Consider the following 23,330-nt stretch of genomic DNA (forward strand, 5'->3'; position numbering starts at 1 on the left):
CGCCTCGAAGACCGTACTTTGCATCCCTGCCAAGGCAGAGAAATGAAAGCGGGCTGCGGGGAAAAATATGACAAGGGGAACTACAATGACGATCTTCAATGGTGCCGTTCCGCGCCTTGGATTGATTGCGCTCACCGTTCTGGGCATGTCTGCAGGCAATAGCTTTGCAGATGAATTGAACATCTATAACTGGGGCGAATACATCAATCCTGCGGTGCTTCAGAAATTCGAAGAAGAGACCAAGGTCAAGGTCAATCTATCGACCTACTCCTCCAATGAGGAAATGCTGGCCAAGATTCAGGGTGGCGCCAGCGGTTACGATATCGTGTTTCCGTCCGTGCATATGCAGGACATCATGGCCAAGCTCGATCTGCTTGCGAAAACCGATATCAATACATATGAGGGCTTCAAGAACATCGACCCGCGCTTTCTGCGCGCCAAAAGCGACCCCAACGGAGAATATTGCCTGCCTTACGCCTTCGGCACGGTGGGCATTCTCTATAACCGTCGCGTGCTCGGCAAGGACGTGACCGGCTGGAAGGATCTGCTTGCGACGGTCAAGGAAAAGGGTCTCAAGATCACGCTTCTCGATGACATGCGTGAGGTGCTGGGTGTTGGGCTTCTTCTCAACGGAAACTCCGTAAACTCCACCGACCCGAAGCAACTTCAGCAGGCCGCAGACACCGTCATCGAAATGAAACCGTATGTGGCTGCTTTCACCTATGATTCCCGTCCCATGGTCGGCGCGGGCGACGTTGCCGCCGCGCATTATTTTATCGGCAGCATGGTGGATGTCTTAGGCAATCCGAAAGATTTGGGTTACGTCATTCCGGAAGAAGGTGCGACCATGTACCAGGAAGATATGTGCGTTCTCAAAACAGCTCCTAACAAGGACAATGCCATCAAGTTCATGCAGTTTTACACGCGCCCAGAAATCGCCGCGCTCAACGTAGCCCAACAGACCAACGGGACGCCCAATGTGCCGGCACGTCAGCTGACACCTGACAACATCAAGAACAGCACGGAAATCAATCCGACAGATGAAACGATGAAACGGCTCCAGATCTTCGAGGATCTGGGTTCCGGCGTGCGCCAGCTCGACCGGGCATGGACAAAGGTAAAAACAGCGCAATAAGCTGTTGTGCTGGCTCCGGTCTTCATCATCAGGGTCGGAGCCAAAGCGGGAGGGGTAAGTTTGTCTAAAGAAATTCTCATACGTCTCCAAAGTGCGGAATTACGCAAATCCAAGGCCGACAAGCTGATCGCAAGCTATATCGAGCGTAATCTGGCAGAACTGCCATTCGAAACGGCAAAGTCCATCGCCGAGCGTCTTGGCATTTCTCAGATGACGGTCGGTCGCTATTTGCGACGGCTCGGTTTCGACGGGCTGGAGGAGTTAAAAACAGCATTAAGGCGCGGTCGTTCCAATCCTGCATGGCAGGTCAAGGGGCCGGTTGCCCGGCTCCAGCAGGATTTTCGCGAAGGCAAACTGCTTGCCGGCCTGGTGCAACAGCAGATCGAGAATCTCGGCACCGTCTACGAGCTGACTACCCGTTCTGAATGGCAGGAGACCATCAACGCACTGATCGGGGCAAGCGAGGTCTATGTTGCAGCCTATCAGAATGTGCGCGGCATAGCGCAATATTTTGCGTCACAGCTATCCTATTCGCGTCCGGGAGTGTCCTTCATGGACGGGTTGAACGGCACCTATGCAGAAGTCCTGGATGGTTCCAGGGAAAACCGCGTTCTGTTTCTGCACGATGTCCGCCGTTTCGCGTCAAAAGCCCGCCCTCTAGCCATTGAAGCGCGCCGAATGGGCGTAAAAGTGATACTTTTTACCGATGAATTTTGCCCGTGGGCAAGCGAGGTCGCCGATATTGCGCTGATCGTACCCGGTTCTCACGGTCCACTTTGGGACGGCGCCGCAACGATGACTGCCATCATGGATCTCATGCTTTCGCATATCATCATACAGCTCGGTAGTCAGGTGGATGAAAGAGTGCAGAGCCTGACCCGTCTCCAGGATATTTTTGGCGATTTCGAGAGTTAAAGCATTTCCAGCAAAAGTGCGGAGCGGTTTTGCGTGAGGCAAATGCAATGAACCAAATACTTAGGGCGGTTTCAGCGACTCCGTTTTAACTGGGAGCGCTCTGGCGAAAAGCTACCCTTCAAAAGTCTGCTAAACTTGCCAAGACCAGTTTTGGAAACCAGTTCCGAAAATGAAGCTCCGATACCGCCTAATCGCATCGGAAGAGACGAGCATACGTGTCTTCATCGCTCCCGCGTGAAGACATATTGACATCGCACAGCCCATCTCTTAATTGTTCAACAATATTATTGAACAAAAAAGGGAACGATATGCCTGCTCCGACAATCTCAAAACGCGTGACTGAACTGAAATCAGCCCTGCTCGCCGCCACATTTGCCGTCGTCGCGTTGGCGCCGCATGAGGCCGCAGCCGCGCCTCAGACCGTCAAGGAAAACACACTGTCGGTCGGATCTGACCTGACCTATCCTCCCTTCGTCTACATGAAGGACGGCAAGCCGGCAGGTTTCGATGTCGAGCTGATGGAAGGGGTGGCAAAGCAGCTTGGGCTTGCTGCAGAGTTCAAGGACACGCGCTTCACCAGCCTCATCACTGGTGCACGCGCCAACCATTTCGATGTCATTGCATCGGCGCTTTACGTCACGCCTGAGCGGCAGAAGATTCTCAATTTCATCCCGTACATCAAGGCTGGCTCGTCCCTGCTCGTGCTGAAGGACGCCAAGTTCCGGCCGGCGAACGAAAAGGAGCTGTGCGGCAAGATCATCGGGTCGATGCAAGGAGCGTCCTGGCTCCCGAAGCTGAAGGCACTGTCGGAAGATTATTGCGCCAAGAACAATCTCGGCGCCATCGAGACACGCGAATTCGATACGGATGCGCAGGTCACGCAGGCATTGCGCAGCGGCTCGGTCGACGTGGAATTCATGGATAATGTCGTTGCTGCCGAACTGCTGAAGAAGTTCCCCGACGATTATGCCGTTACATCCAGTGCGCTCATCTATCCGATCATGGTGGGTGTAGCCACCACCCCGCAGAACAAAGAGCTTTTCAATGCCATGAACGATGCCTTCGCCCAGATGCGAAAGGATGGTTCCTATGACGCGCTCGTCAAAACCTATGGCATGGAGCCTGTCACCGACGATGAAATCAAAGCGGTCGTTTCCACGGCTCAATAAACCGGAAACGGGGCGGACTGGCCCCATTTCCCTCTGCATGGCCGAAACGGGAGGCTTCGCTTGAACTACGATTGGCATTACGCGCTCGGTCTGCTTGCAGACCGGGATTTCTGGGAGGCGAGCTGGGTTGTGATCAAGCTCAGCCTGCTGAGCTGGCTTCTGGCGGCGATTGCGGGCTTCGGTCTGGCACTGGCAAAGCAATCATCATGGTCGGTGATCAACGGTCCCGCGCGGGCCTATATCTGGTTCTTCCGAAGCCTTCCGCTTCTGGTACTGCTGATTTTCATCTACAGCCTGCCGCAGGTCTTTCCGGTCCTTCGCACCCTCCTGTCGAATGCTTTCGCGGCTGGCCTGATCGCGCTTGTCATCAGTGAAACCGCTTATATGGCAGAAATCCATCGGGGTGGTTTGCTCGCCATTCATAAAGGCCAGATCGAGGCGGGGCGTGCGCTGGGTCTGAGCTTCCTCGGTATCCAGCGCCTGATCGTCGTTCCACAGGCAATCCGGGTTTCATTACCCGCAATGTCGAATGAACTCGTCACCATCGTCAAGCTTACCTCTTTGGTTTCCGTCATTTCGCTTGCCGAAATCCTGCTTGTAGGCCAGCGGCTCTATACGCAGAATTTTCTGGTACTCGAGACGCTCACCATCGTCGCCTTCTTCTACGTCCTCATCGTCACGCTGTTTGATCGCGGTCTTTCAATGCTGGAACGCCGCTCGGATGTGATACGGCGCGGTCAGAAGGCACGCACCTTGTCGCCACAGGAGGTTGCGGCAAAACTGTCCGGCACTGAAGCTCCCGTCGATCGCGCGCAAGGCAAATCCCAGCAAGCCGACACCATTGCCCTGGAAGCAACTGAACTTCGCAAGGCCTATGGTTCGCATGAAGTGTTGAAGGGCGTCAGCCTGACGGTGAAATCCGGTGAGGTCATCTCTATCATCGGTCGTTCGGGCTCGGGCAAGACGACCTTCATTCGCCTGCTCAACGGACTGGAACGTCTCGATGCCGGTGAAGTAAAACTGCACGGCTCGCCGTTCATCTCGGCCGAATTGACGCAATCGGGCAAGCATATTTTCCGGGAAGACGTTTCCTTGATCCGCGATGTCGGCATGGTGTTCCAGAGCTTCAATCTTTTCAATCACAAGACTGTGCTTGAAAACATGCTCCTTGCGCCTCTGTACCACAAGATCGGTGCGCGAGCCGACCTTGAGCGGCAAGCCTTTCATTATCTGAACAAGGTGGGCATGGCCGCCCATGCGGAAAAATATCCGCACCAGCTTTCGGGCGGTCAGCAGCAGCGCGTTGCAATCGCTCGCGCCCTGATGATGTCGCCAAGCATCATTCTGTTCGATGAACCCACTTCGGCACTCGACCCGGAAACCGTCGAGGAAGTGCTGGGCGTTATCCGCTCGCTCGCAAGCGAAGGCGTGACGATGGTCATCGTAACCCATGAAATGAACTTCGCTTTCGAAGTCTCCGACAGAATTCTCTTTATGGACGCGGGAAAGGTCGTCTGCGACGATACGCCGGATAAACTCAAATCCGGTATCTATCCGCAGCTGAAACCTTTCCTGAAGAATATGACGGTCTGACACATGAACCAGCCTGCCACCCTTCGTGATCCCGCATTCATTCGCGTCGCCAATGCCATACGCGACGACATTCTCAAAGGCCGCCTGTTGAGCGGCACGAGCCTGATCGAGGCCGAACTGATCAATGTCTACGATGTATCGCGCAACACCCTGCGCGAAGCCATGCAGCTTCTGCGCCAGCAGGGACTGGTCTCGCAGGAGCCGAACAAGAGCGTCCGCGTGAAAAGGCTAACGGAAACGGACATTCGCGACATCTTCGTGGTGCGCCGGGTCGTCGAACTCGGCGCCCTCCGTGGGCGAAACTCGGTTCCCGCCGACTGGCTGGAAAGGCTCAACGAGGTGATCCGCAATGAAAGTGAAGCGACCGCACGCGCGGACTGGACGGCGGTGGCCCGCCAGAGCCTTCTCTTTCACCAGGAAATCGTATCGCTGCATGGTAGTCCTATCTTCGATCAGATGTTCTCCCTGCTCGTGACCCAGCTGCGTCTGGTTTTCGTCACCGGCAACGAACAGGCTTTCCATGAGCCTTGGTTGAAAAGAGAAGCCGAAATCTGCCGCCTCATCGCAGCTGGAGACTGCGAAGCCGCCGCCGATCAGCTTGAGAACTATCTGGCGGATTCAGAGAAAATGCTGACGGCATTGGTCCGGAACTGATCGCAGCCGATTGCGATAGAGCGCGTTTCGCTTCGATTGAAGCAGATCGGCGCTCTAACCTCTTATATTTCAAGCATAATCTTATCGATCCTCGTTTCACTTCGGTCGGATTATGCTCTAACGGGACATGCTTTATGAAACACGATCCGCAAGACAAATCCGGATTGGGATCTGCCATGGCTTGCAACCGGGTTGAAAAGCTCGACTTGGCACTGGCCGACTATGTGGCGCGTGACTGGAATGCGCGAGAGATTTTTCTCAACCGGCGGTTCGAGGCGGCCCGCACCGAGCTCGGCCATTGGCAAGCACTCAGTGAAACCAATCGTGAACTCCCGCCGCTTGCAGGACTGACAATGACGGTCAAGGCCTGCTTCGACACTGAAGGCTGGGTGACAAGCTGTGGTTCGAAAGCATTACAAGAGGCAGCTCCTGCAAGTGCAAGCGCCGCTCTGGTGCGCAGACTTCGCATGGGTGGCGCAACACTGCTCGCGCAGACAAACATGACCGAATTCGCTTATGGCGCGCTGGGGGTCAACACACATTTCGGCACGCCACGCACACCGCTCGACCCTGCCGGAGAGGCAATCGCCGGCGGCTCTAGTTCTGGTGCAGCGGTGGCCGTCGCGCGCGGATATAGCGATTTCGCCATCTGCTCCGATACCAGCGGTTCAGCGCGCATTCCAGCGGCTTTCTGTGGCGTGGTGGGCTTCAAACCAAGCCGCGGACGCTACGAAACCGATGGAATGCACTGGTTGTCGACCAGCTTTGACGTGCCGGGGATCATCAGCACTTCCGTCGCCCATTGTCGCCTGATCGATGATGTTGCCACCGGCATCCCGGCAAGGAAACCGCGACGCTCAAAGCAGATAAGACTGGCAATTCCCCGCCTGCTTTCGGAAACCGCTCTCGACGATACCGTTGAAGATCTTTTCGGGGCTTGCCGGTCCACTCTGGAAGCAGCAGGAATTGTCGTCCAGGATATCGAACTTCCAAGCTTGATCGAGAGTGCCAGGATTGCCGTCGATGGCGGGATGATCGGTGCCGAGGCTTACGCGCTTCATCGCGAGCGGCTCGCCGTCGATTTCGATAGTTATGATCCCTTGGTCGGAACGCGCATTCAAAAAGGTCGGGAAAATCCCGCCTATCTCTATGTGAATGCATTGAACGCCCTTGCTGCCTGCCGTGAGCAGTTCGACGCGGAAATCGAGGGTTTTGACGGTTTCATTCTGCCGACCGTTCCCATGCTGCCGCCCGCTTTGGCCGCGCTTGCAGACGAGGAAACCTATCTGGCGCTCAACCGGCGTGCATTCTCGCTGACAGAATTCGCCAATCGTCTTGATCTGCCCAGCATCTCGCTGCCGATGGGCAAGCACCCCGCCGGTCTCATGCTGACCGGACTGCGCGGCGAGGACGAGACGCTACTGGCCATCGCAGAAGTACTCGAGCCGCTGGCGGCCAAGTTTTAACAGCCTTTTTTGACACTGAAATGAGGAGAATACTATGATTGTCGTGACATCCGATGAAATCGCAGGCACCGCACGCGATGCTTCCGGACCCGGTTGGGAAAGCCGCCGCATGATCGTGCGTGACGACGGCATGGGCCATTCGGTCCACGAGACCCGCGTCAAGGAAGGCGCTGAACTGCACCTGCACTACAAGAACCACTTCGAAACCAATTATTGTTTTTCCGGTGAAGGCGAAGTCGAACACAAGCTGAGCGGCGAAGTGTTTCCGATCCGCCCCGGCACCATCTATGCGCTGAACGAAAACGACCCGCATATCCTGCGCGCGACCAAGGGCGACCTTGTGCTGGTCTGTGTTTTCACGCCACCGCTGGCTGGCAATGAAGTGCACCGCGAAGATGGCAGCTACGCTCCCGCCGACTGAAGTATAGAGTTTTCGGCAATTGAAAGAAAACGCCGCGATTGATCGCGGCGTTTTTGTTGATCTGCTGTTGGTTCAGAAACCGTGTGTGCGATCATATCCGTTGAGAGCGGGCGCCGCCCAGCCTTCCGGCAGACGTTCTGGCTTGTAAATCTCTACCACCATCGGATAGCAGGCGGCAGTATCGGAAGAATGTTCCGCCGAACAGTCTCCCCCGGGACAGGCTGACAGACAGCCAAGAAGATTGATCTCGGCAAAGAATTCCAGATAGTCGCCCGGTCGCACAGGGCTTGCCTTCATGAAATATTGCCCAGTATCCCGGGTGAAGCCCGTGCACATGAACACATTGAGCACGTCGTGAATATAGGTTTCGGCCTCGTGCAGCGGCTTGCCCGTCTGCTTCGCAAAAGCGCGCGTAAGGTTGGAATGGCAGCAGTGATGGTACTGCCCGCCATGACTCAGAAGATTATTGGTATAAGGATCGCAGCGCGTGCCGATCACGTCATGCACCGCACCGCCAAATTCGTCGAAACCATACCAGTCCAGACTGTCGTGAGTGATGGTGGCCATCGGACGCAAGTAAGGAAAACTGGAGAACAGCTGGTCTCCCAGCCCCACATGGGTTCCGTTGAGCGCGCGCGTCTTGCCGCTATAGAATTTCTCGTTGAGGTCGTCCGCATTGAACAGGTTGAGATCACCGACCTGCGGTCCCTCGCTGCATACGATACGGCAGAAATGCCCGGCCGGAACGGACCAGCACTCTGCATCCCTCGGCTGCACGGTGATGCGCTCGACAAGAACAAGTTTGTCGCGAAGGGCGCGATAGGCATCGAGATCAGGTCGTGGCAGCGTATCGACCGGATAACAGATCACTGGTTTGACGGCCATGCGAGCAGCGGCATCGGCAGGCCGCGGCGTGATCGAATTTATCTTCATGAAGCGCTCTGTCGTTCTCTTGCGTTTGGATCGCCACGATACGCCACCGCGTATTCTATGACGGACAAGTTCTAACATGGAAGATATCGTTCAACAATATTGATGAATGATCGTAGATGCTGCCATACTCTATGTCAGCGCCTGATCGGAAAGCCGCATTTCATTTCAAATGCAGTTCGCGGTTGAAGCTCTGATCCGAAGCACCGCGATACCAAGGTCGGCTTTATGCGAGTAGAGTTACAGTGCGCGTTCACTATATCGAAACCCGAATTAATAACAGTTATCTCTAATATTAAACCATGCTAGTATTAAAAATACGAGAAGATATTTAAATAAAGATGCCTATCAAACTATTACGATGCAGAAATAAAATATACTTAATATTATAGTATTATTATTAATTCATTAAAGCAGATTGGAAACTAATGTTTAAAAAATATCGCGAATTGAATGACGGCGCCATGTTATGGGATTCTGTCACTAACCTTGAAATAGATCCAGATTACAGTCAAACTCTCTATTCCAATGGTTATAATATGGTGCGTGTCGATGTCTGGTTCACACCTACTTATTCAAATGGGCCGGGAAATGCACCAATACCAGCTTCCGCTCCTCAAGACATCCTAAATTCAGCTACCCGGTTGATCGACTATAATACAGGTATGGAAATACTATTTCTAGCGACACCGCCAACGCCTGATAACCCTGTTTCGTCCCCTGAATTTCAGAACTTCAAGAGTTGGGCCCAAACCCAAACGGCCAACGATTTTATAACCCCAGGTACAGGGGCTTCGTCGAGGCAAATTGATGACAGCTCCCAAAGTTGCGTAACGTTCTATATTCTATGCAATGCAACGAACCCCAATCCACCTACTCTTGCGCTCGGCGTTCAGATACAGCCCACTGATGGTGATCTTCTTAAGTACTATAGGAACGGATTGTCTAATTTAGGCAACAATGGTCCAAAAGAAATTATAGCACAATCTCCCCGAGTGTATGGAGCAGGTGATTTTTCTTGCACTCTGGAACATAAATATCACGATGGTGAGACTGACAGCTTCTCGGCAACCCCACCAACCAATTATACAGATTTCTCTCCACAGATATGGCGTCAGTATAATTTTGGAATTACTTTAAATATAGAGGAATCTGTTATCTATCGAATATATCCCAATGTAGAAATGCTGAATATCGCATTAAATTATCCACCTGGCTTTGCACCTTACGCTAATAAATCTAAAAATGGCTACAATACGACAGCATATATATGGCCACAGAACGCCGATTCACAACAAGGTATAAAAATTACCGGCTACACAGATTACATGTCTATTGATATTACTATGGCAAATCTCAAAACCATAAGAGGTACGCTGATATTCAGCCCAAGTCTTGTACGTGATGTGCCTGGAAATTTCACTGACATGACTTGCGACTATATCATTACAGCTTATGATCCGTTCGGAAATTCTGGGGCTTTTGCCCCTTCAGTCGCTCTTCCGATCTATACGGATCTGGCGGCCCCACCTCCAAACACGCCCGCATGGACGGCCATCGCCATTCCATCCGGCACCCCCGGCGCTATTAATACTTATCACCGAAAAGGCTCCATGTCCATGAAAACCCCAGCGGGGTTATACGCATGCTTACAATTGAATGGAAATCAGCCGACAAAAAATCTTATCGTCAAAGACAGTATAGTTGCAAATCCTAATACTTCCAGTTGGTATTATTATACCTATAATTCTCTTTCATTTTATATAAATAACGTACAAACAAACCAGTACATGATTGAAACAGAAATCCAATACATTCCAAATGGAAACAGTAACCCTGTAATTCCTAGCCTAACATTGTCTTTTTATTCTACCGATATTCAGTATAACTGGCAACAAAACATATTATATAGCTTTTTACCAATATGGCCTTCACAAGCATTTGCAATATACAACCAAGAAGAAGAACTTTACCTGACAGTGGATATGTCACAAGTCATTTCGGATGAAAATAGTGGCTATTATAATGTTTATTTGGGAGCTTATTCCAGCACCGGGATGGACCCCCAGAAGGGAACCACGGTCTGGTTCATCTCTGATACATGACGAAGGTACGGCAATGGTCGAATGGTTATTTCGATAAAGCCATTAAGAGCAAACTGGATGCCAAATAGAGGTCCCGAACCGTATCACTTGATACCTGTAAGTAGATAGGGACGACCTGTAAAGCAGTCATCGCACGAGTTTTATGCGCGCGATGACGCCAGCCTATCCTTCAGACCGTCGTCATCAACATCGATCATGGGCGCTGAGGCACCTAGGCGAATAATGGCTGAGCGGAAGTCGGTCAGCGGACTTGATATCGGAGATTCGGCCTTTTCGTTTGGCTTCAAGCCGCCTCATACAATTGTCAGATGATCTAATCCATAACAGAACTCCAATATACTATATGCAGTAAATTTATACATGTGAGTTCTATATTTACATCAATATTGAAGGTAAAATTTCATGACCAGTCTAGCATCTCAGTTTTACACGAGGGCGACGAATTTTGCTTCGGCGCTTTCGGGTAACGTCGACCCGCGCATGGGGCAGTATACGATCAACCTGGCGATCGGCACATTGAACGCCAATGACTTGCTAGGTCCCAGTATTCCCCTAGGGCTGAGTTACTCGCCTCAGAATACGGGCAATATGGGTTTCGGCATTGGATTTTCGATTGGCCTGTCCAGTTATGACACGCAGCAGACACTGTTGTCGTTATCGAGTGGAGAACAATATTATACGGATACGAATCTTATTCTGAAGCAAAACAGGCTTCAGGCAGTTTCGCTTCAGAATGACGGCAAAAACTACAAAGTCCTTTACAAGAACGGCACGGTTGAGCTTCTTGACGGGCCGGGCACTGCCAATGCCGTCAAGGTGACGCGAAAGATATTCTCCCCTGAAGGCCGTTATGTCTCCCTGAGCTGGAATTACAGCCAGAACCCGCCGCGCTTGCAATCTATTCAGGATGAAGCAGGAACATCTCTGCTTTCGATCAAGTATCCTGATGCCAGCAGTCTCCAGACGGTCCTTTCTGTACGGCCGGGAACAACAGAAGGATACAATGTCACTCTATCATTTGATAATGGCTATTTGCTCAATGCGAGTTGTGACGCACTGGGTGGGTCAGACAAGACCTTGGAGTGGGCAATAGATTATACCGGCTTCGGCTCCAAGTGGCCTGGCCAATGGGCATACAAGCTGACAAGCCCCGGCGGTCTGATTGAAACAGCCACTTATAGCTCAGGTCACCGCTTTCCCACGAATGCAACCTCTATGCAAAATTTGAGGCTGCCTTATGTCACTCAGTTCACGCGCCAGCCAGGTGGAGGGGCTCAACAGCCCGATTTGACGCTTACCTATGATTATGATCCCGACAGCACCGGCAACAATTTCCTTGGTTTTGGTGCGCCGAATGTCTTTTCCTGGGACGCATCACAGGACACGCTTTTAAACTGTGCGAACGAGTACACGTATCAATCAGCAGAAACATTCACTGATGCCGATCAGGTGAAAGCGACTATTACGCGAACCTATAACCGCTTTCACCAAATGATTTCACAGGTGACGAAGAAAAAAGACTGCTCGGTCACCAAATCCACGACGTATAACACAACCGCGAATACTCCAGTGACTGGCCAGCCCGCCAATTACCAGTTCCCTACGGCAAGCACGACGACCTGGAGCCGCACCACAACAGAAAACGGCAAAATTGTAACCCAGTCGCGCCAGGAAACGGCCAGTTTCACCTATGACGATTTCGGCAACATGGTGACACAAAGTTCCACCAAGCAGGATGCGGCCCAAAACTCTGTTTCGTTGGGACAGATCACTTACGCTTATTACGAGCCGTCTGGCGAAGATCAAGATGACAAAAATGGCCTCGGCTGCCCGGCCGATCCCAATCCCTTCAATATCACAAGCAACATTCCCCGTTTCATCAAAACACAAACCACCACGCCGGCGACCACATCTTACAGCGATGTTCAGAACCACGTGGTGCAATATCGTTATGAGAAGTATAATTTTCCCGCCCAGGCGACAACAGCCGGCCTCGACAGCTATGCCGTCCTCAAGGCTGAAGAACGGCATTTCAGCGGCAATCAGCTTCTGGCAAAAATAGAATATACGTATGACAGCACCAGCAGCGAATTCGGACGGCTTTTGCAGACAGTTGAGACCCATTATCCGCAAGGAGAGGCTTCCGATAGTTATGTGACCACTGCGGTTATGAAAACGACGCCCTCTGACCCTACAATCACGCGCACCACAACCGTCACGACACACGACGGCATCGGCACCAGTCAGAAGCAAACGGCTTCACGGTTTACAGGTCGTGTTACGGAAATCGTCAACGCCCTCGGCGTTGTCTCGCAGGCAAGTTATGACAAGCTTGGCCGCGTTGTAGCTGCTACAACAGCCGTTGGAACGGATTACGAAAATACCCGTTCGTTCGACTATGTGATCGGCAATAGTACTGCCCCGTATACAATCACGGCGACCGATGCATTCGGCAATAAAGGCCAGACCGTAATGGATGGGCTGGGTGGCTTCCTTACCGGGCAGGTAATGCTGAAGGGCGGTTCGGACTGGCAAGTCATGCAAACGCGCAGTTATGATGATGCCGGTCGCCTGACGAGCACAACCAGCAAGGATTTTGATCTGCTTACCAGCACCACCTCCTATGGCCAGATTACAACAAGCACGAATTATGATGACTGGGGCAATTCCGATTGCACGACTGCGTTGAATATCCAGCATTTTGCCTCAATGGATCCCATTGCACTGACAAAAGCCAAGTATAGTGTGTATGAAGATAGTTTGTATGAAGATACTACGAACGACGACAAGAAAACCAGCAAAACAGTTTCGACGCAGGATGTCTCCCTATACGCTACCCACACCGCACTTTATCCATCCGATGCTGCAAGTGGTGTATCAGCCTATAGCACCGTGACCCAGAAATATGACGGATGGAACCGGTTGCGCTCAAGCACGGACGAGCTCGGTCGGACAACCACCTACGATTACGACGCTTTTGATCGGGTCATCAAAACGACATTACCGCAGGCGGATGGAGAGACGAGCGCGACTGTGGTGACGCGCGCATACAGTCCGGACTCTCCATCGCAAATTCTGATTGATATCTGTGTGAATGGCGTTTCGATGGGCAAGCGTGTTGTGGACGGGTTAGGGCGTTGTACCAGCCAGACCTCAGGCGGCCGCAGCTTTACAGCAGCCTACGATAGTGATTGCGGCAGCCTGACTGCGCCAGCCTCTGTCACCTCGCCTTATGGCGTAACCGTAGACTATATCTACCAAGCGGAATTGGGTGGCAAGCTTGCCAGCAAAAAGATCGCGTCCAGTTCAGTAACAGGTAACACCGGTCCGGGCGCAGACAGCAAAACCCTGACCTACCAAAAATGGACCGGAGCACTGGAAACCGCCACGAGTACGAACGCGCAAGGCAGCTCCAGTATTTCCAACACATTTGAGGCAACGGGCCGCCTTCAAAGTGAAACTTTCTCTCAGGGTGGTTCTGCTGCTACCGCATACGCCTACACCACAGCAGGAAAGACAAAAAGCTATACCGATGTGACCGGCGTTACATGGAGTATCAAGAATCGTGACCACTATGGCCGCCCGACACAAGTGGCTGACACGGATGTCCAGCTTGACCTGTCTTATGATGTGCTGGGCCGCCTCAATTGCTGGAAAGCGACCGATCTTTCCACCGGCAATAAACCAACCCTGACCACAACGCTCGCTTGGGACACGCTTGATCGTGAAGACACCCGGACGGTCACCAGCAGCTCATCTGGAAATAGCTGGTCCCTTACGTCCACCTATAATGTCAACCATCAGCTTGCCGGCAAAACATTGAAGCGCAATGGCAACTCAGTTCGCGTTGAAACCTACACTTACGACGCGCGCAATCGTCTCACTGAGTATGACTGCAGCGGCACAGAGCCTGCCCAGGATTCCAAGGGACTGGCCATACAAAAACAGACGTTCACTTATGATCCATACGACAACATCACGCAACTTTCCACGACCTATCAGGACAAGTCGTACGATCAAATGCTTTGCGCCTACGACGCTACCGATCCGTGTCAACTGAAAACCGTCACCCATATACAGACGAGTTCTTTCGGCGTGACCACAATGCCCGTTGTCACCACGCTCATCTATGATGAAGCCGGGTGTCTTGTGAACGATGGCGAGGGGCGTATATTTACTTACGATATCGGCATCAATTGCGGCGCGCTCCTGTCTGTCACGAAAGCAGGCCAGACATCGAACCTGGCCCATGACCCCCTGGGCCGCCTCATCGATGAAGATGGAACCAAACTGTTCTATCGGGGCTCCACGCTCGTCAATCAAATCCAGGATGCCAACAACGTGCGTTTCGTTGCCGGGCCGGGCGGCAATCTTGCTCAGGTGCGCACGGGCAGCAATGCAGGTGTTTGGCTTTCAGGTGCTGATGCCAGCGGATCCATCCTCAGCGTTGACAGCAGCAATACGTCCCACCCCCTGACCTATGGTCCGCATGGGGAGCAATCGACTGATGCCGACGATACCAGCCTGCTTGGTTACAATGGCGAACGCAAATCTGTGCTCCTCGACGGCTATCATCTGGGCAATGGATATCGGCTCTACAGCCCCATATTGCGCCGCTTCACAGCTCCCGACAGTCTTAGTCCTTTCGGTCAAGGCGGCATCAATCCCTATGCCTATTGTGCGGGCGATCCAATCAACAACACCGATCCAACCGGGCATATCCGTGTATTTAAAGCGATAAGGAAAGATGTAAGAAGAGTTGAAAGAGATGTAGTGGATGTCGAGGATAAAGTATTAGGGCCCGTGGCGCCGGTGTTGAATGACGCAGTTAGAGTTGGCGTTCAAGCAGCTGAGGTGGCAGATGGCGATGAGGAACCGCTGGTAAAAGATGCCGAGAAAGCCGGTGACAGGGCTCTGAAGGATGGCGCGGAAGATGCCGCAAAAGACGTCGACAGCGATGAACCGCCTGCTAAAAAATCCAGACCCGACGAGCCAAGTGGCGGTGCCCCGAGTGGCAGTGGCAGCGGTGACGCTCCAAGCGGCAGTGGCGGCGGTGATGCCCCGAGTGGCAGTGGCGGTGGCGATGCTCCCGGTGGCAGTGGCGGTGGCGATGCCCCGGGTGGCAGTGGCGGTGGCGATGCCCCGGGTGGCAGTGGCGGTGGCGATGCCCCGGGTGGCAGTGGCAGCGATCATGTGCCTGAAAAGAATATAAATCAATTGCACAATGAACGCCGCAAACTTCTGAATCAGTATTCTGTTGCCAACAATGATGTAGAGTCTCTGTCTAGAGAACTAAACTATCGCGCCAATAATTTACGTCCCAGATTTAGGGATGGTATGTCGCGGGAGCAAATTCATGATTTTCATGAAAGGTCCATATTTAACTATAACGATACTCAATCTCGCCTAACAAATAGGAGAAATCTATTAAATAGAACCACCAATAGCTTAATTGAAAATACTAACCAGATCAATAGTCTCAAAACTGACAAATTTTGCTTACCTCCCTTGCCATGGGAACTGTAACGCTCGCAAATGCAATGTGTGGTTCCACATTGAACTATAAGGAGGTCCGCCTTTCGGCGGCTCTCCTCCTGCACGATCAGGCAATGCAATGTCTATACAGAACCCGTCCAACACGTGTTACTTATTGATTTTCTGCAAAGCGCGACGGCTCTGAAACATTGGAAAATATCATCACGGATTGACTTTTCGACTTTATTCAGCGGTCTTCAAAGCGGATACCTTGAATATCACTTGAGGTGCATCGTCGATTTATCAAAATAATTACGAAGATAATGACAATATTGAATACTTAATACATAATTAAATTTAATTATCACAAATTTAGAATGGTATAATATAAATAAAACTTATAATAAATTAACTAAATCTCAGAAAAATTACACACGGATATAAGTATACTTCTGATCTGATGAAATTCATGGCAAAACCAGATATGCGCGCTTAACGACTTGTGGATAGCAGCGGAACCCGCCGCTATCCACACCGATCAACACATCCGTCGCGAGCGTTAGAGCGTCGATCTGTTACAATCGGATCAACGCCCTAACTATTTTGGTTTTGGGTGCGCATCTCGTTCCGAACAATGCCTCTCACTTCCCGGCATTTCCCCTAATGAGCTATCATGACATGACGCACGGCAGTGTAATCTTCCAGCGCGTAAATCGACATGTCCTTGCCGTAGCCCGACTGTTTCAGGCCGCCATGCGGCATCTCGTTTGTCAGCATGAAGTGGGTGTTGATCCATGTGCAGCCATATTGCAGGCGGGCTGCGGCCTGCATGCCCTTGCTGACATCCTTGGTCCAGACCGACGAGGCAAGGCCGTAATCACTGTCGTTGGCCCATCGCACGGCTTCATCGACATCGCTGAAGCGCGTCACCGATACGACTGGTCCGAATACTTCGCGTCGCACGATCTCGTCTTCCTGCAATGCACCTGCAATGACGGTCGGCTCGAAGTAGAAGCCATTGGCACCCGATGTCTTGCCGCCGGTCGTCACTTCGATATGCTTGTGCTCGCGAGCGCGAGCCACAAAACTTTCGACGCGGTCGCGCTGCCGGCGGGAGATGAGCGGTCCGATCTCGTTCTGGCTGTCGTCGTCCAGATTGTAGCGAATGCTGGAAACGGCCGACGACAGGTCAGCGACGAAACGGTCGTAAATGCGTGCATCTGCATAGATGCGGCAGGCAGCGGTGCAGTCCTGTCCGGCATTGTAATAGCCGAAGGTGCGGATACCGTTGACAACAGCCTCGATGTCCGCATCGTCGAAAACAATGACCGGTGCCTTGCCGCCAAGCTCCAGATGAGTGCGCTTCACGGTCTTGGCCGCGGCCTGCAAGACCTTCTTTCCGGTGGCGACATCGCCAGTGATCGACACCATGTCGATCCGCGGATGGTTGATCAGCGCATTGCCCACGGTTTCACCGCGCCCCAGAACGACATTGACGACGCCCTCGGGCAGAATATCCGCCAGCAGCCTGGCCATTTTCAGCGCGGTCAGCGGGGTCTGTTCGGACGGTTTGAAAACCACCGTATTGCCGCCCGCAATGGCTGGCGCCAGTTTCCATGCCATCATCATCAAAGGATAATTCCAAGGAGCGATGGAGCCGACAATGCCAACCGGATCACGACGGATCATCGATGTGTGGTTCGGGATATATTCGGCGGCAAGCGGTCCATGAAGATTACGCACTGCACCCGCAAAGAAGCGATAACAATCCACGATGGCCGGAATCTCGTCATTGATGACAGCATTGATCGGCTTGCCGCAATTGAGCGCTTCCAGCGTAGCGAACCCTTCAGCGTCTCGCTCAATCGCATCGGCGATTTTGAGGAGATAATTGGAACGTTCGGCGGGTGTGGTGCGTGACCAGGTCTTGAATGCCTTGTCTGCTGCGGCGACTGCAGCGTCGATCTGTCCTAGCGATGCCTCGGGCAGCTTGAGAACGGTCTCTCCGGTCTTGGGATTGAGGACGTTTTCTTCCGTCTCCGTACCCGCTTCAAAGCGCGAGCCAATCAACATTTCGGTGTTCATGTCGTTCTCCCTTGTGTCATTTCCCGTGACCGGCGACCTGATCGCCATCACGAGTGAGATAGTAGGCTGCGAGGATGGGCAGGAAGGTCACCAGAACCACCACCATAGCCACCACATTGGTGACGGGGCGCTGGCGTGGACGGATCAGTTCCTGAAGCATCCAGATCGGCAGGGTCATCTGCTGGCCGCCAGTAAATGTGGTGACGATCACCTCATCGAAGGACAGTGCAAAGGCGAGCATGCCGCCTGCGAGCAGGGCCGTTCCGATATTCGGCAGGATCACATAGCGGAATGTCTGGAACCCGTTGGCGCCAAGATCCATCGAGGCTTCAATCAGCGAACCGGAGGTGCGCCGGAAACGTGCAACCGCGTTGTTGTAGACGACCACCACGCAGAAGGTCGCGTGACCGAGCACGATGGTCCACATCGAAAACGGAATGTCGAACAGCGAGAAGGCCGAGCGCAAGGCGATGCCGGTTACAACGCCGGGCAAAGCAATGGGCAGGATGACCAGCAGCGAAATGCTTTCGCGTCCGAAGAAGTGGGTTCGGCTGACGGCGGCAGCGCAAAGCGTTCCAAGCACGAGCGCGATCACGGTCGCAATCGTGGCCACCTGCACGGAGAGCGCAAGCGATGACCACACATCGGCACGGTTCCATGTCACTGCGAACCATTGCAGCGTGAAGCCCGGCGGCGGCCATTGATAACTTTTTTCTTCCGTCGTGAAGGCATAGACGAAGATGAGCAGGATCGGCAGATGCAGGAAGGCGAGGCCCAATCCGGCAGCAAGCTTCAATCCGAAAGAAGCGCGGTTGTTGCGATCAGAGCGCATCAAAAGCCCCCTGTTTCTTGGCGATCCAGAGATAGACGGCCATGATGACGATCGGCACGACGGAGAAGGCAGCCGCCAGCGGCACATTGCCTGCCGTTCCCTGCTGGGTATAGACGGCCTGTCCGATGAACAGGCGCGACGAACCGATGATCTGCGGAATGATGTAATCGCCAAGTGTCAGCGAAAAGGTGAAGATCGAGCCGGCGATGATGCCCGGCATGGCAAGCGGCATGAGCACGGTTCGGAAAGTCTGCGCCGGCGTCGCGCCGAGATCGGACGACGCCTCGACCAGATTGCCGGGCACACGCTCAAGTGCTGCCTGCGTCGGCAGGATCATATAGGGCAGCCAGATATAGACGAAGACGATGAAGGTGCCGAGATAGCTGACCGACAGCGAATTGCCACCGATGACGGGTAAGGACAGGATGCCGTCAAGCAGCCAGGACAGGTGCAGTTTTGCGAATATCCAGGTCAGGATGCCTTCCTTGGCGAGGATCAGTTTCCACGCATAGACCTTGACCAGATAGCTCGACCAGAGTGGCAGCATGATGCCGAGATAGAACAGCGCCTTCCAGCGTCCGCGTGCGTAACGGGCGGCATAATAGGCGATGGGAAAGGCGACGAAAGCCGAAGCGACCGTGACCAGCGTAGCCATGAGGACGGTGCGTATGATGATGTCGAGATTGGCGGAATTCAGCAGCTGAGCATAGGTGGCGAGCGTGAAATTATAGTCGATCAGACCGGAGAAATCATCGACCGAAAAGAAGCTCTGCAAGAGAAGCGCTATCAGCGAGCCGATATAGATGATGCCCAGCCACAGCAGTGGTGGCGTAATCATGAGAAACAAAAGCAGGCCAGGGCGACGCCAGAACAGGTCCGACAAGCGCCCAAAGAGTCCGCCGCGCTGCGGCATGATGGAGGTCGGATTTGCTCCGGAGTTTCCGAGTGTGGAAGCCTGCGCGCCGCTCATGCCGCCTGATCCATGTAATGAACGTCACCCGGATTCCAGACAATACGGATATCCGATCCGGTCTCGGGAACGGTTGCACCAGCAGGCAGCATGACATGCAGTCTGGCGCCTTCAGCTTCAACACCGAGACGTGTAGCTGACCCAAGGAAGCTGGCGGTTTCGATCCGCGCCGCGACCCCAACCTTATCACTCTTGTCTGCAAGGCGAATGGATTCCGGTCGGAGGCTTGCCCAACGTCGTTCGCCGCCGAATGCAGCCATAACCTCCGGCGCGACCACATTGGAGGAGCCGACAAAATCGGCAACAAACCTGGTTTGCGGGCGGTTATATATTTCCTGTGGCGTTCCGGCCTGAACGATACGACCATTGTTGAAGACAGCGATACGGTCCGCCATGGACAGCGCCTCGCCCTGATCGTGGGTCACGAAAACAAAGGTGATACCAAGCGCCTTTTGCAGGCTCTTCAGCTCTTCCTGCATCTGCTCGCGCAGTTTGAGGTCGAGGGCACCAAGCGGCTCATCGAGAAGCAGCACTTTCGGCTTGTTGACCAGCGCTCGGGCCAGCGCGACGCGCTGTCGCTGTCCGCCGGAAAGCTGGCTCGGCTTGCGTGCGCCATAACCGGGCAGCTTGACCAGTTCCAGCATGTCCTCGGCGGCACGGTGTCGTTCGGCCTTTCCGGCGCCCCGCACCATCAACCCATAGGCCACATTGTCAAGAATGCTGAGATGCGGAAACAGCGCATAATCCTGAAAGACCGTGTTGACGTTGCGCCGGTAGGGCGGCACGCCGCCAGCACTTTCGCCAAAGATCTCAATCTTGCCGTCAGTCGGCTGCTCGAAGCCTGCAATCAGCCGCAGACAGGTTGTCTTGCCAGAACCGGAAGGGCCTAGCATGGCAAAGAATTCACCGGACGCGATGGTCAAATTGACATGATCGACGGCACGGACTTCGCCGAAGTAACGGCTCACATTTTCGAAACGAACTGCTGCTGTCATGGTTCTATCCATCATGGAGCGCCAGCCTCTGTTGGCGGGCGGGCACGTCTTTCCGTTCCCTTCCTTCAACAGAAGGAAGGGCGATCTTCGAGCTTATGATAGTCGATGTCAGCGACCGCCAATGACGCCGATATAATCCGATACCCAGCGATGATAGGGCACGCATTCGCCCTGGCTTTCGCATTTGGCTGTCGGCGTGCGCCAGAAGCTGATCTTGGCGAAATTATCGAAGCCATTGGTCGCGCAACCTTCATCGGTCAGGAGCGCATTACCCTTGCAGGCTGCCGGAACGGACGGTACAGCACCGAACCAGGCTGCGGCATCGCCCTGAACTTTCAGTTTTAGCGAATGTTCGAACCACTTATAGGCACAATTGGGGTGCTCGCTATCCACATGCAGCATGGTGGTGTCGGCCCAGCCGGTCGCACCTTCCTCCGGGAAAGTCGAGCCAATCTTTGCGTTTTCCGATTTCAGAAGATTGACCTGGAACGGCCATGAGCCGGAAGCCACGACGCCTTCATTCTTGAAATCGTCAATCTGGATCATGGCATCATGCCAATAACGGCTGACGAGCTTGCGCTGTCCACGCAAGAGATCAAGTGCTGCCTTATACTGGTCTTCATTGAGTTCGTACGGATTCTTGATGCCGAGTTCCGGCTTGTGCTTCATGAGATAAAGGGCAGCGTCCGCAATATAGATCGGCCCGTCATAGGCCTGCACGCGGCCCTTGTTGGACTTGCCATCCGGCAGGTTCTGTTCTTCGAACACCACGTTCCAGCTCTTCGGCGCTTCGTCCTTGAAAACATCAGTGTTGTACATCAGCACATTCGGCCCCCAGAGATAGGGCACACCGTAATGCACGTCCTTGACGGTGAACCACGGCGCATTTTGCAGCCGTTCGTCTACGGTCTTCCAGCTTGGGATAAGGTCGGTATTGATCGGCTGAACACGCTTGCCAGCCACAAGGCGAAGTGAGGCATCACCGGAAGCGGTGACCAGATCGAAGCCACCTTCATTCATCAGCGCGACCATTTCATCGGAAGTGGCGGCGGTCTTCACGCTGACCTTGCAGCCGGTTTCCTTCTCGAAATCCGTAACCCAGTCGTAGTTCTTGTCGGTCTCGCCGCGTTCAATATAGCCCGCCCAGGCCACGATGCTCAGCGCGCCTTCACCTTCGCCGATCGCTTTCAGCGGTTCGGCGGCGATGGCCTGCGTCGCAAAGCTTGCGACAGCCATCAAAGCGGTACAGGATTGCAGAATCTTTTTCATCGACCACTCCCGTTTTTTCACATTCAGTGATTTTGTTCCCGGAGTGGATGGTGTGCTGAAACCTTGCCTTTCGCAAATTCATTTATCGAAAAGCTGATATCGGTTTTTCCGATATCGAAGACTAACGCAGCCTGCCGGAACGGGCAGCTTCGGCAATGCCAATAAAGTCACGCGCGGATTGGGGCAGGCTCGATCCCTTGCGCCAGGCCATGCCGATCTGCACGACGGGCAGCGACCCCGAAACATCGCGGCTTTCGATGCGATCGCCTTCCAGCGACCATGGGCGATAGACAAGGTCGGGAAGGAGCGCGATGCCTGCACCGGTGGCTACCAAACTGCGCACGGCTTCCACTGAACGCGTGCGGAAAGCCACATGCGGACGGGCGCCGAGAGCGGCAAGCAGCTTGCCGGTATTTTCCTCGATTTCATCCACTGTCAGCATGATCAGCGGCTCTTTCGCAATGTCGCTTACCGAAATGCTGTCCGTCGGGACCAGCGGATGGCCGAGCGGCAACCACAATCGATAGGGCGAGGTTTCGAGAATTTCCGCGTGAAGTGCCATACGGTCCCGGAGATTGGAGATAACCATCACTGCCACGTCCAGTTCACCACCGACCAGGAGATGTTCAAGATAGGAACCATTATCCTCGATGGCACTGATTTCAACGCCGGGAAAAGCCCGGCGATAGCGGGCAAGCAGGTCCGACAGCACATAACCCGCGACGAGCGAGGTGACGCCGAGATTGAGTTTACCTTTTTCCTGAATGCGATTGTCCGTGAAGGAGCGACGGGCATCCGATACGTCTGCCAGAATTTTCGTTGCGTAGCGCAAAAACTGATGACCGTTATGTGTGACAGTGAGGCCGCGAGGGTGTCGTTCGAAAAGCTCTACGTTCAGGTCCGTCTCAAGTTCCTTGACGGCTTCCGTGACAGATGATTGGGAAATGGATAATTTCTGCGCCGCACGGGTCACAGACCCCTGTTCGGCCACAGCGATGAAATATTGTAACTGCCGCAGGGTAAACGCCATTTTTTCAATTAAGCAAGCGCGCACTGCTATTGCAATAGGGACTGAGTACGAAGCCTAATCGTACCGTCCATACACCGGTCAGTTGCGGTCGATGAAGCATCCATCTGGATGAAAATAATCGAAGTTCCCGTTCCAAATCGCACTTCGCTTCGATGAGAATATCGGCTAACAACCAAGTCGACTTATAATTTACAATTACCTTCCGTATACCATAATATCTATCATTAAATTACTTTGATAATCAAAATAGTTTTGAATGTAATATTATCTTATTTAACTATGATGA

The 23,330-nt window shown here is 53.3% G+C and carries 16 protein-coding genes; 9 read left to right on the forward strand and 7 right to left on the reverse strand.

Annotated features, from left to right (window positions below; all coding sequences use genetic code 11):
- Positions 1 to 85: 85 nt before the first annotated feature.
- The 7 genes from KWJ32_RS11065 (at position 86) to KWJ32_RS11095 (ending at position 7,353) form a co-directional block, all read left to right on the forward strand.
- The gene (locus tag KWJ32_RS11065; protein WP_036588306.1) at positions 86 to 1,135 is read left to right on the forward strand and encodes a spermidine/putrescine ABC transporter substrate-binding protein; all 1,050 of its coding nucleotides are present in this window, start codon (positions 86 to 88) and stop codon (positions 1,133 to 1,135) included.
- 60 nt (positions 1,136 to 1,195) lie between these two features.
- Positions 1,196 to 2,050 carry a MurR/RpiR family transcriptional regulator gene (locus KWJ32_RS11070; RefSeq protein ID WP_151610159.1) on the forward strand — a complete coding sequence of 285 codons (855 nt, stop codon included), beginning with the start codon at positions 1,196 to 1,198 and terminating at the stop codon, positions 2,048 to 2,050.
- Positions 2,051 to 2,358: 308 nt separating this feature from the next.
- Complete coding sequence (locus KWJ32_RS11075; protein ID WP_010660493.1) at positions 2,359 to 3,219, forward strand: ABC transporter substrate-binding protein; 861 nt, start codon at positions 2,359 to 2,361, stop codon at positions 3,217 to 3,219.
- Between the two features lie 60 nt (positions 3,220 to 3,279).
- Positions 3,280 to 4,812, forward strand: coding sequence for an amino acid ABC transporter permease/ATP-binding protein (locus KWJ32_RS11080; RefSeq protein ID WP_151610158.1), 1,533 nt, complete (start codon positions 3,280 to 3,282; stop codon positions 4,810 to 4,812).
- A 3-nt stretch (positions 4,813 to 4,815) separates the two neighbouring features.
- The gene (locus tag KWJ32_RS11085; protein WP_011982550.1) at positions 4,816 to 5,466 is read left to right on the forward strand and encodes a GntR family transcriptional regulator; all 651 of its coding nucleotides are present in this window, start codon (positions 4,816 to 4,818) and stop codon (positions 5,464 to 5,466) included.
- Between the two features lie 134 nt (positions 5,467 to 5,600).
- The gene (locus KWJ32_RS11090; RefSeq protein WP_151610157.1) at positions 5,601 to 6,932 is read left to right on the forward strand and encodes an amidase family protein; all 1,332 of its coding nucleotides are present in this window, start codon (positions 5,601 to 5,603) and stop codon (positions 6,930 to 6,932) included.
- 34 nt (positions 6,933 to 6,966) lie between these two features.
- On the forward strand, positions 6,967 to 7,353 hold the full coding sequence (locus tag KWJ32_RS11095; RefSeq protein ID WP_010660497.1) for an ectoine synthase: 387 nt from the start codon (positions 6,967 to 6,969) through the stop codon (positions 7,351 to 7,353).
- A gap of 72 nt (positions 7,354 to 7,425) precedes the next feature.
- Here KWJ32_RS11095 and KWJ32_RS11100 read toward each other — a convergent pair whose 3' ends face one another.
- Positions 7,426 to 8,286: a DUF1989 domain-containing protein gene (locus KWJ32_RS11100; RefSeq protein ID WP_125334679.1), complete on the reverse strand. Its 861-nt coding sequence runs from the start codon at positions 8,284 to 8,286 to the stop codon at positions 7,426 to 7,428.
- Between the two features lie 425 nt (positions 8,287 to 8,711).
- On the opposite strand from KWJ32_RS11100, the gene KWJ32_RS11105 reads away from it, so the two are divergent.
- Positions 8,712 to 10,388, forward strand: coding sequence for a hypothetical protein (locus KWJ32_RS11105; protein WP_011982547.1), 1,677 nt, complete (start codon positions 8,712 to 8,714; stop codon positions 10,386 to 10,388).
- A 402-nt stretch (positions 10,389 to 10,790) separates the two neighbouring features.
- Entirely contained in the window at positions 10,791 to 15,914 is a 5,124-nt protein-coding gene (locus KWJ32_RS11110) for an RHS repeat-associated core domain-containing protein (RefSeq protein WP_151610156.1), read from the forward strand.
- A 609-nt stretch (positions 15,915 to 16,523) separates the two neighbouring features.
- Here the strand turns inward: KWJ32_RS11110 and KWJ32_RS11115 are convergent.
- The 6 genes from KWJ32_RS11115 to KWJ32_RS11140 form a co-directional block, all read right to left on the reverse strand.
- Positions 16,524 to 17,948, reverse strand: a complete 1,425-nt coding sequence (locus tag KWJ32_RS11115) for a gamma-aminobutyraldehyde dehydrogenase (RefSeq protein ID WP_011982545.1) — start codon at positions 17,946 to 17,948, stop codon at positions 16,524 to 16,526.
- A 16-nt stretch (positions 17,949 to 17,964) separates the two neighbouring features.
- Positions 17,965 to 18,780, reverse strand: a complete 816-nt coding sequence (locus KWJ32_RS11120; RefSeq protein ID WP_011982544.1) for an ABC transporter permease — start codon at positions 18,778 to 18,780, stop codon at positions 17,965 to 17,967.
- Entirely contained in the window at positions 18,770 to 19,750 is a 981-nt protein-coding gene (locus KWJ32_RS11125) for an ABC transporter permease (RefSeq protein ID WP_011982543.1), read from the reverse strand. The genes KWJ32_RS11120 and KWJ32_RS11125 overlap by 11 nt, the downstream gene beginning before the upstream one ends.
- Positions 19,747 to 20,745, reverse strand: coding sequence for an ABC transporter ATP-binding protein (locus KWJ32_RS11130; RefSeq protein WP_040128787.1), 999 nt, complete (start codon positions 20,743 to 20,745; stop codon positions 19,747 to 19,749). Before KWJ32_RS11130 ends, KWJ32_RS11125 begins: the two co-directional genes overlap by 4 nt.
- Before the next feature lie 108 nt (positions 20,746 to 20,853).
- On the reverse strand, positions 20,854 to 22,014 hold the full coding sequence (locus KWJ32_RS11135; protein WP_011982541.1) for an ABC transporter substrate-binding protein: 1,161 nt from the start codon (positions 22,012 to 22,014) through the stop codon (positions 20,854 to 20,856).
- Between the two features lie 121 nt (positions 22,015 to 22,135).
- Entirely contained in the window at positions 22,136 to 23,044 is a 909-nt protein-coding gene (locus tag KWJ32_RS11140) for a LysR family transcriptional regulator (RefSeq protein ID WP_011982540.1), read from the reverse strand.
- Between the last annotated feature and the right edge of the window lie 286 nt (positions 23,045 to 23,330).

Source organism: Ochrobactrum sp. BTU2 (assembly GCF_024539785.1).
Taxonomy (GTDB): Bacteria; Pseudomonadota; Alphaproteobacteria; order Rhizobiales; family Rhizobiaceae; genus Brucella; species Brucella anthropi.

What these genes read in the sequence shown, in the direction of transcription:
- KWJ32_RS11100 (WP_125334679.1), bottom strand. Translation starts at nt 8,286, where the DNA reads ATGAAGATAAATTCGATCACGCCGCGGCCTGCCGATGCCGCTGCTCGC.
- KWJ32_RS11090 (WP_151610157.1), top strand. Translation starts at nt 5,601, where the DNA reads ATGAAACACGATCCGCAAGACAAATCCGGATTGGGATCTGCCATGGCT.
- KWJ32_RS11065 (WP_036588306.1), top strand. Translation starts at nt 86, where the DNA reads ATGACGATCTTCAATGGTGCCGTTCCGCGCCTTGGATTGATTGCGCTC.
- KWJ32_RS11140 (WP_011982540.1), bottom strand. Translation starts at nt 23,044, where the DNA reads ATGGCGTTTACCCTGCGGCAGTTACAATATTTCATCGCTGTGGCCGAA.
- KWJ32_RS11075 (WP_010660493.1), top strand. Translation starts at nt 2,359, where the DNA reads ATGCCTGCTCCGACAATCTCAAAACGCGTGACTGAACTGAAATCAGCC.
- KWJ32_RS11105 (WP_011982547.1), top strand. Translation starts at nt 8,712, where the DNA reads ATGTTTAAAAAATATCGCGAATTGAATGACGGCGCCATGTTATGGGAT.
- KWJ32_RS11135 (WP_011982541.1), bottom strand. Translation starts at nt 22,014, where the DNA reads ATGAAAAAGATTCTGCAATCCTGTACCGCTTTGATGGCTGTCGCAAGC.
- KWJ32_RS11085 (WP_011982550.1), top strand. Translation starts at nt 4,816, where the DNA reads ATGAACCAGCCTGCCACCCTTCGTGATCCCGCATTCATTCGCGTCGCC.
- KWJ32_RS11130 (WP_040128787.1), bottom strand. Translation starts at nt 20,745, where the DNA reads ATGACAGCAGCAGTTCGTTTCGAAAATGTGAGCCGTTACTTCGGCGAA.
- KWJ32_RS11095 (WP_010660497.1), top strand. Translation starts at nt 6,967, where the DNA reads ATGATTGTCGTGACATCCGATGAAATCGCAGGCACCGCACGCGATGCT.
- KWJ32_RS11125 (WP_011982543.1), bottom strand. Translation starts at nt 19,750, where the DNA reads ATGAGCGGCGCGCAGGCTTCCACACTCGGAAACTCCGGAGCAAATCCG.
- KWJ32_RS11110 (WP_151610156.1), top strand. Translation starts at nt 10,791, where the DNA reads ATGACCAGTCTAGCATCTCAGTTTTACACGAGGGCGACGAATTTTGCT.
- KWJ32_RS11115 (WP_011982545.1), bottom strand. Translation starts at nt 17,948, where the DNA reads ATGAACACCGAAATGTTGATTGGCTCGCGCTTTGAAGCGGGTACGGAG.
- KWJ32_RS11120 (WP_011982544.1), bottom strand. Translation starts at nt 18,780, where the DNA reads ATGCGCTCTGATCGCAACAACCGCGCTTCTTTCGGATTGAAGCTTGCT.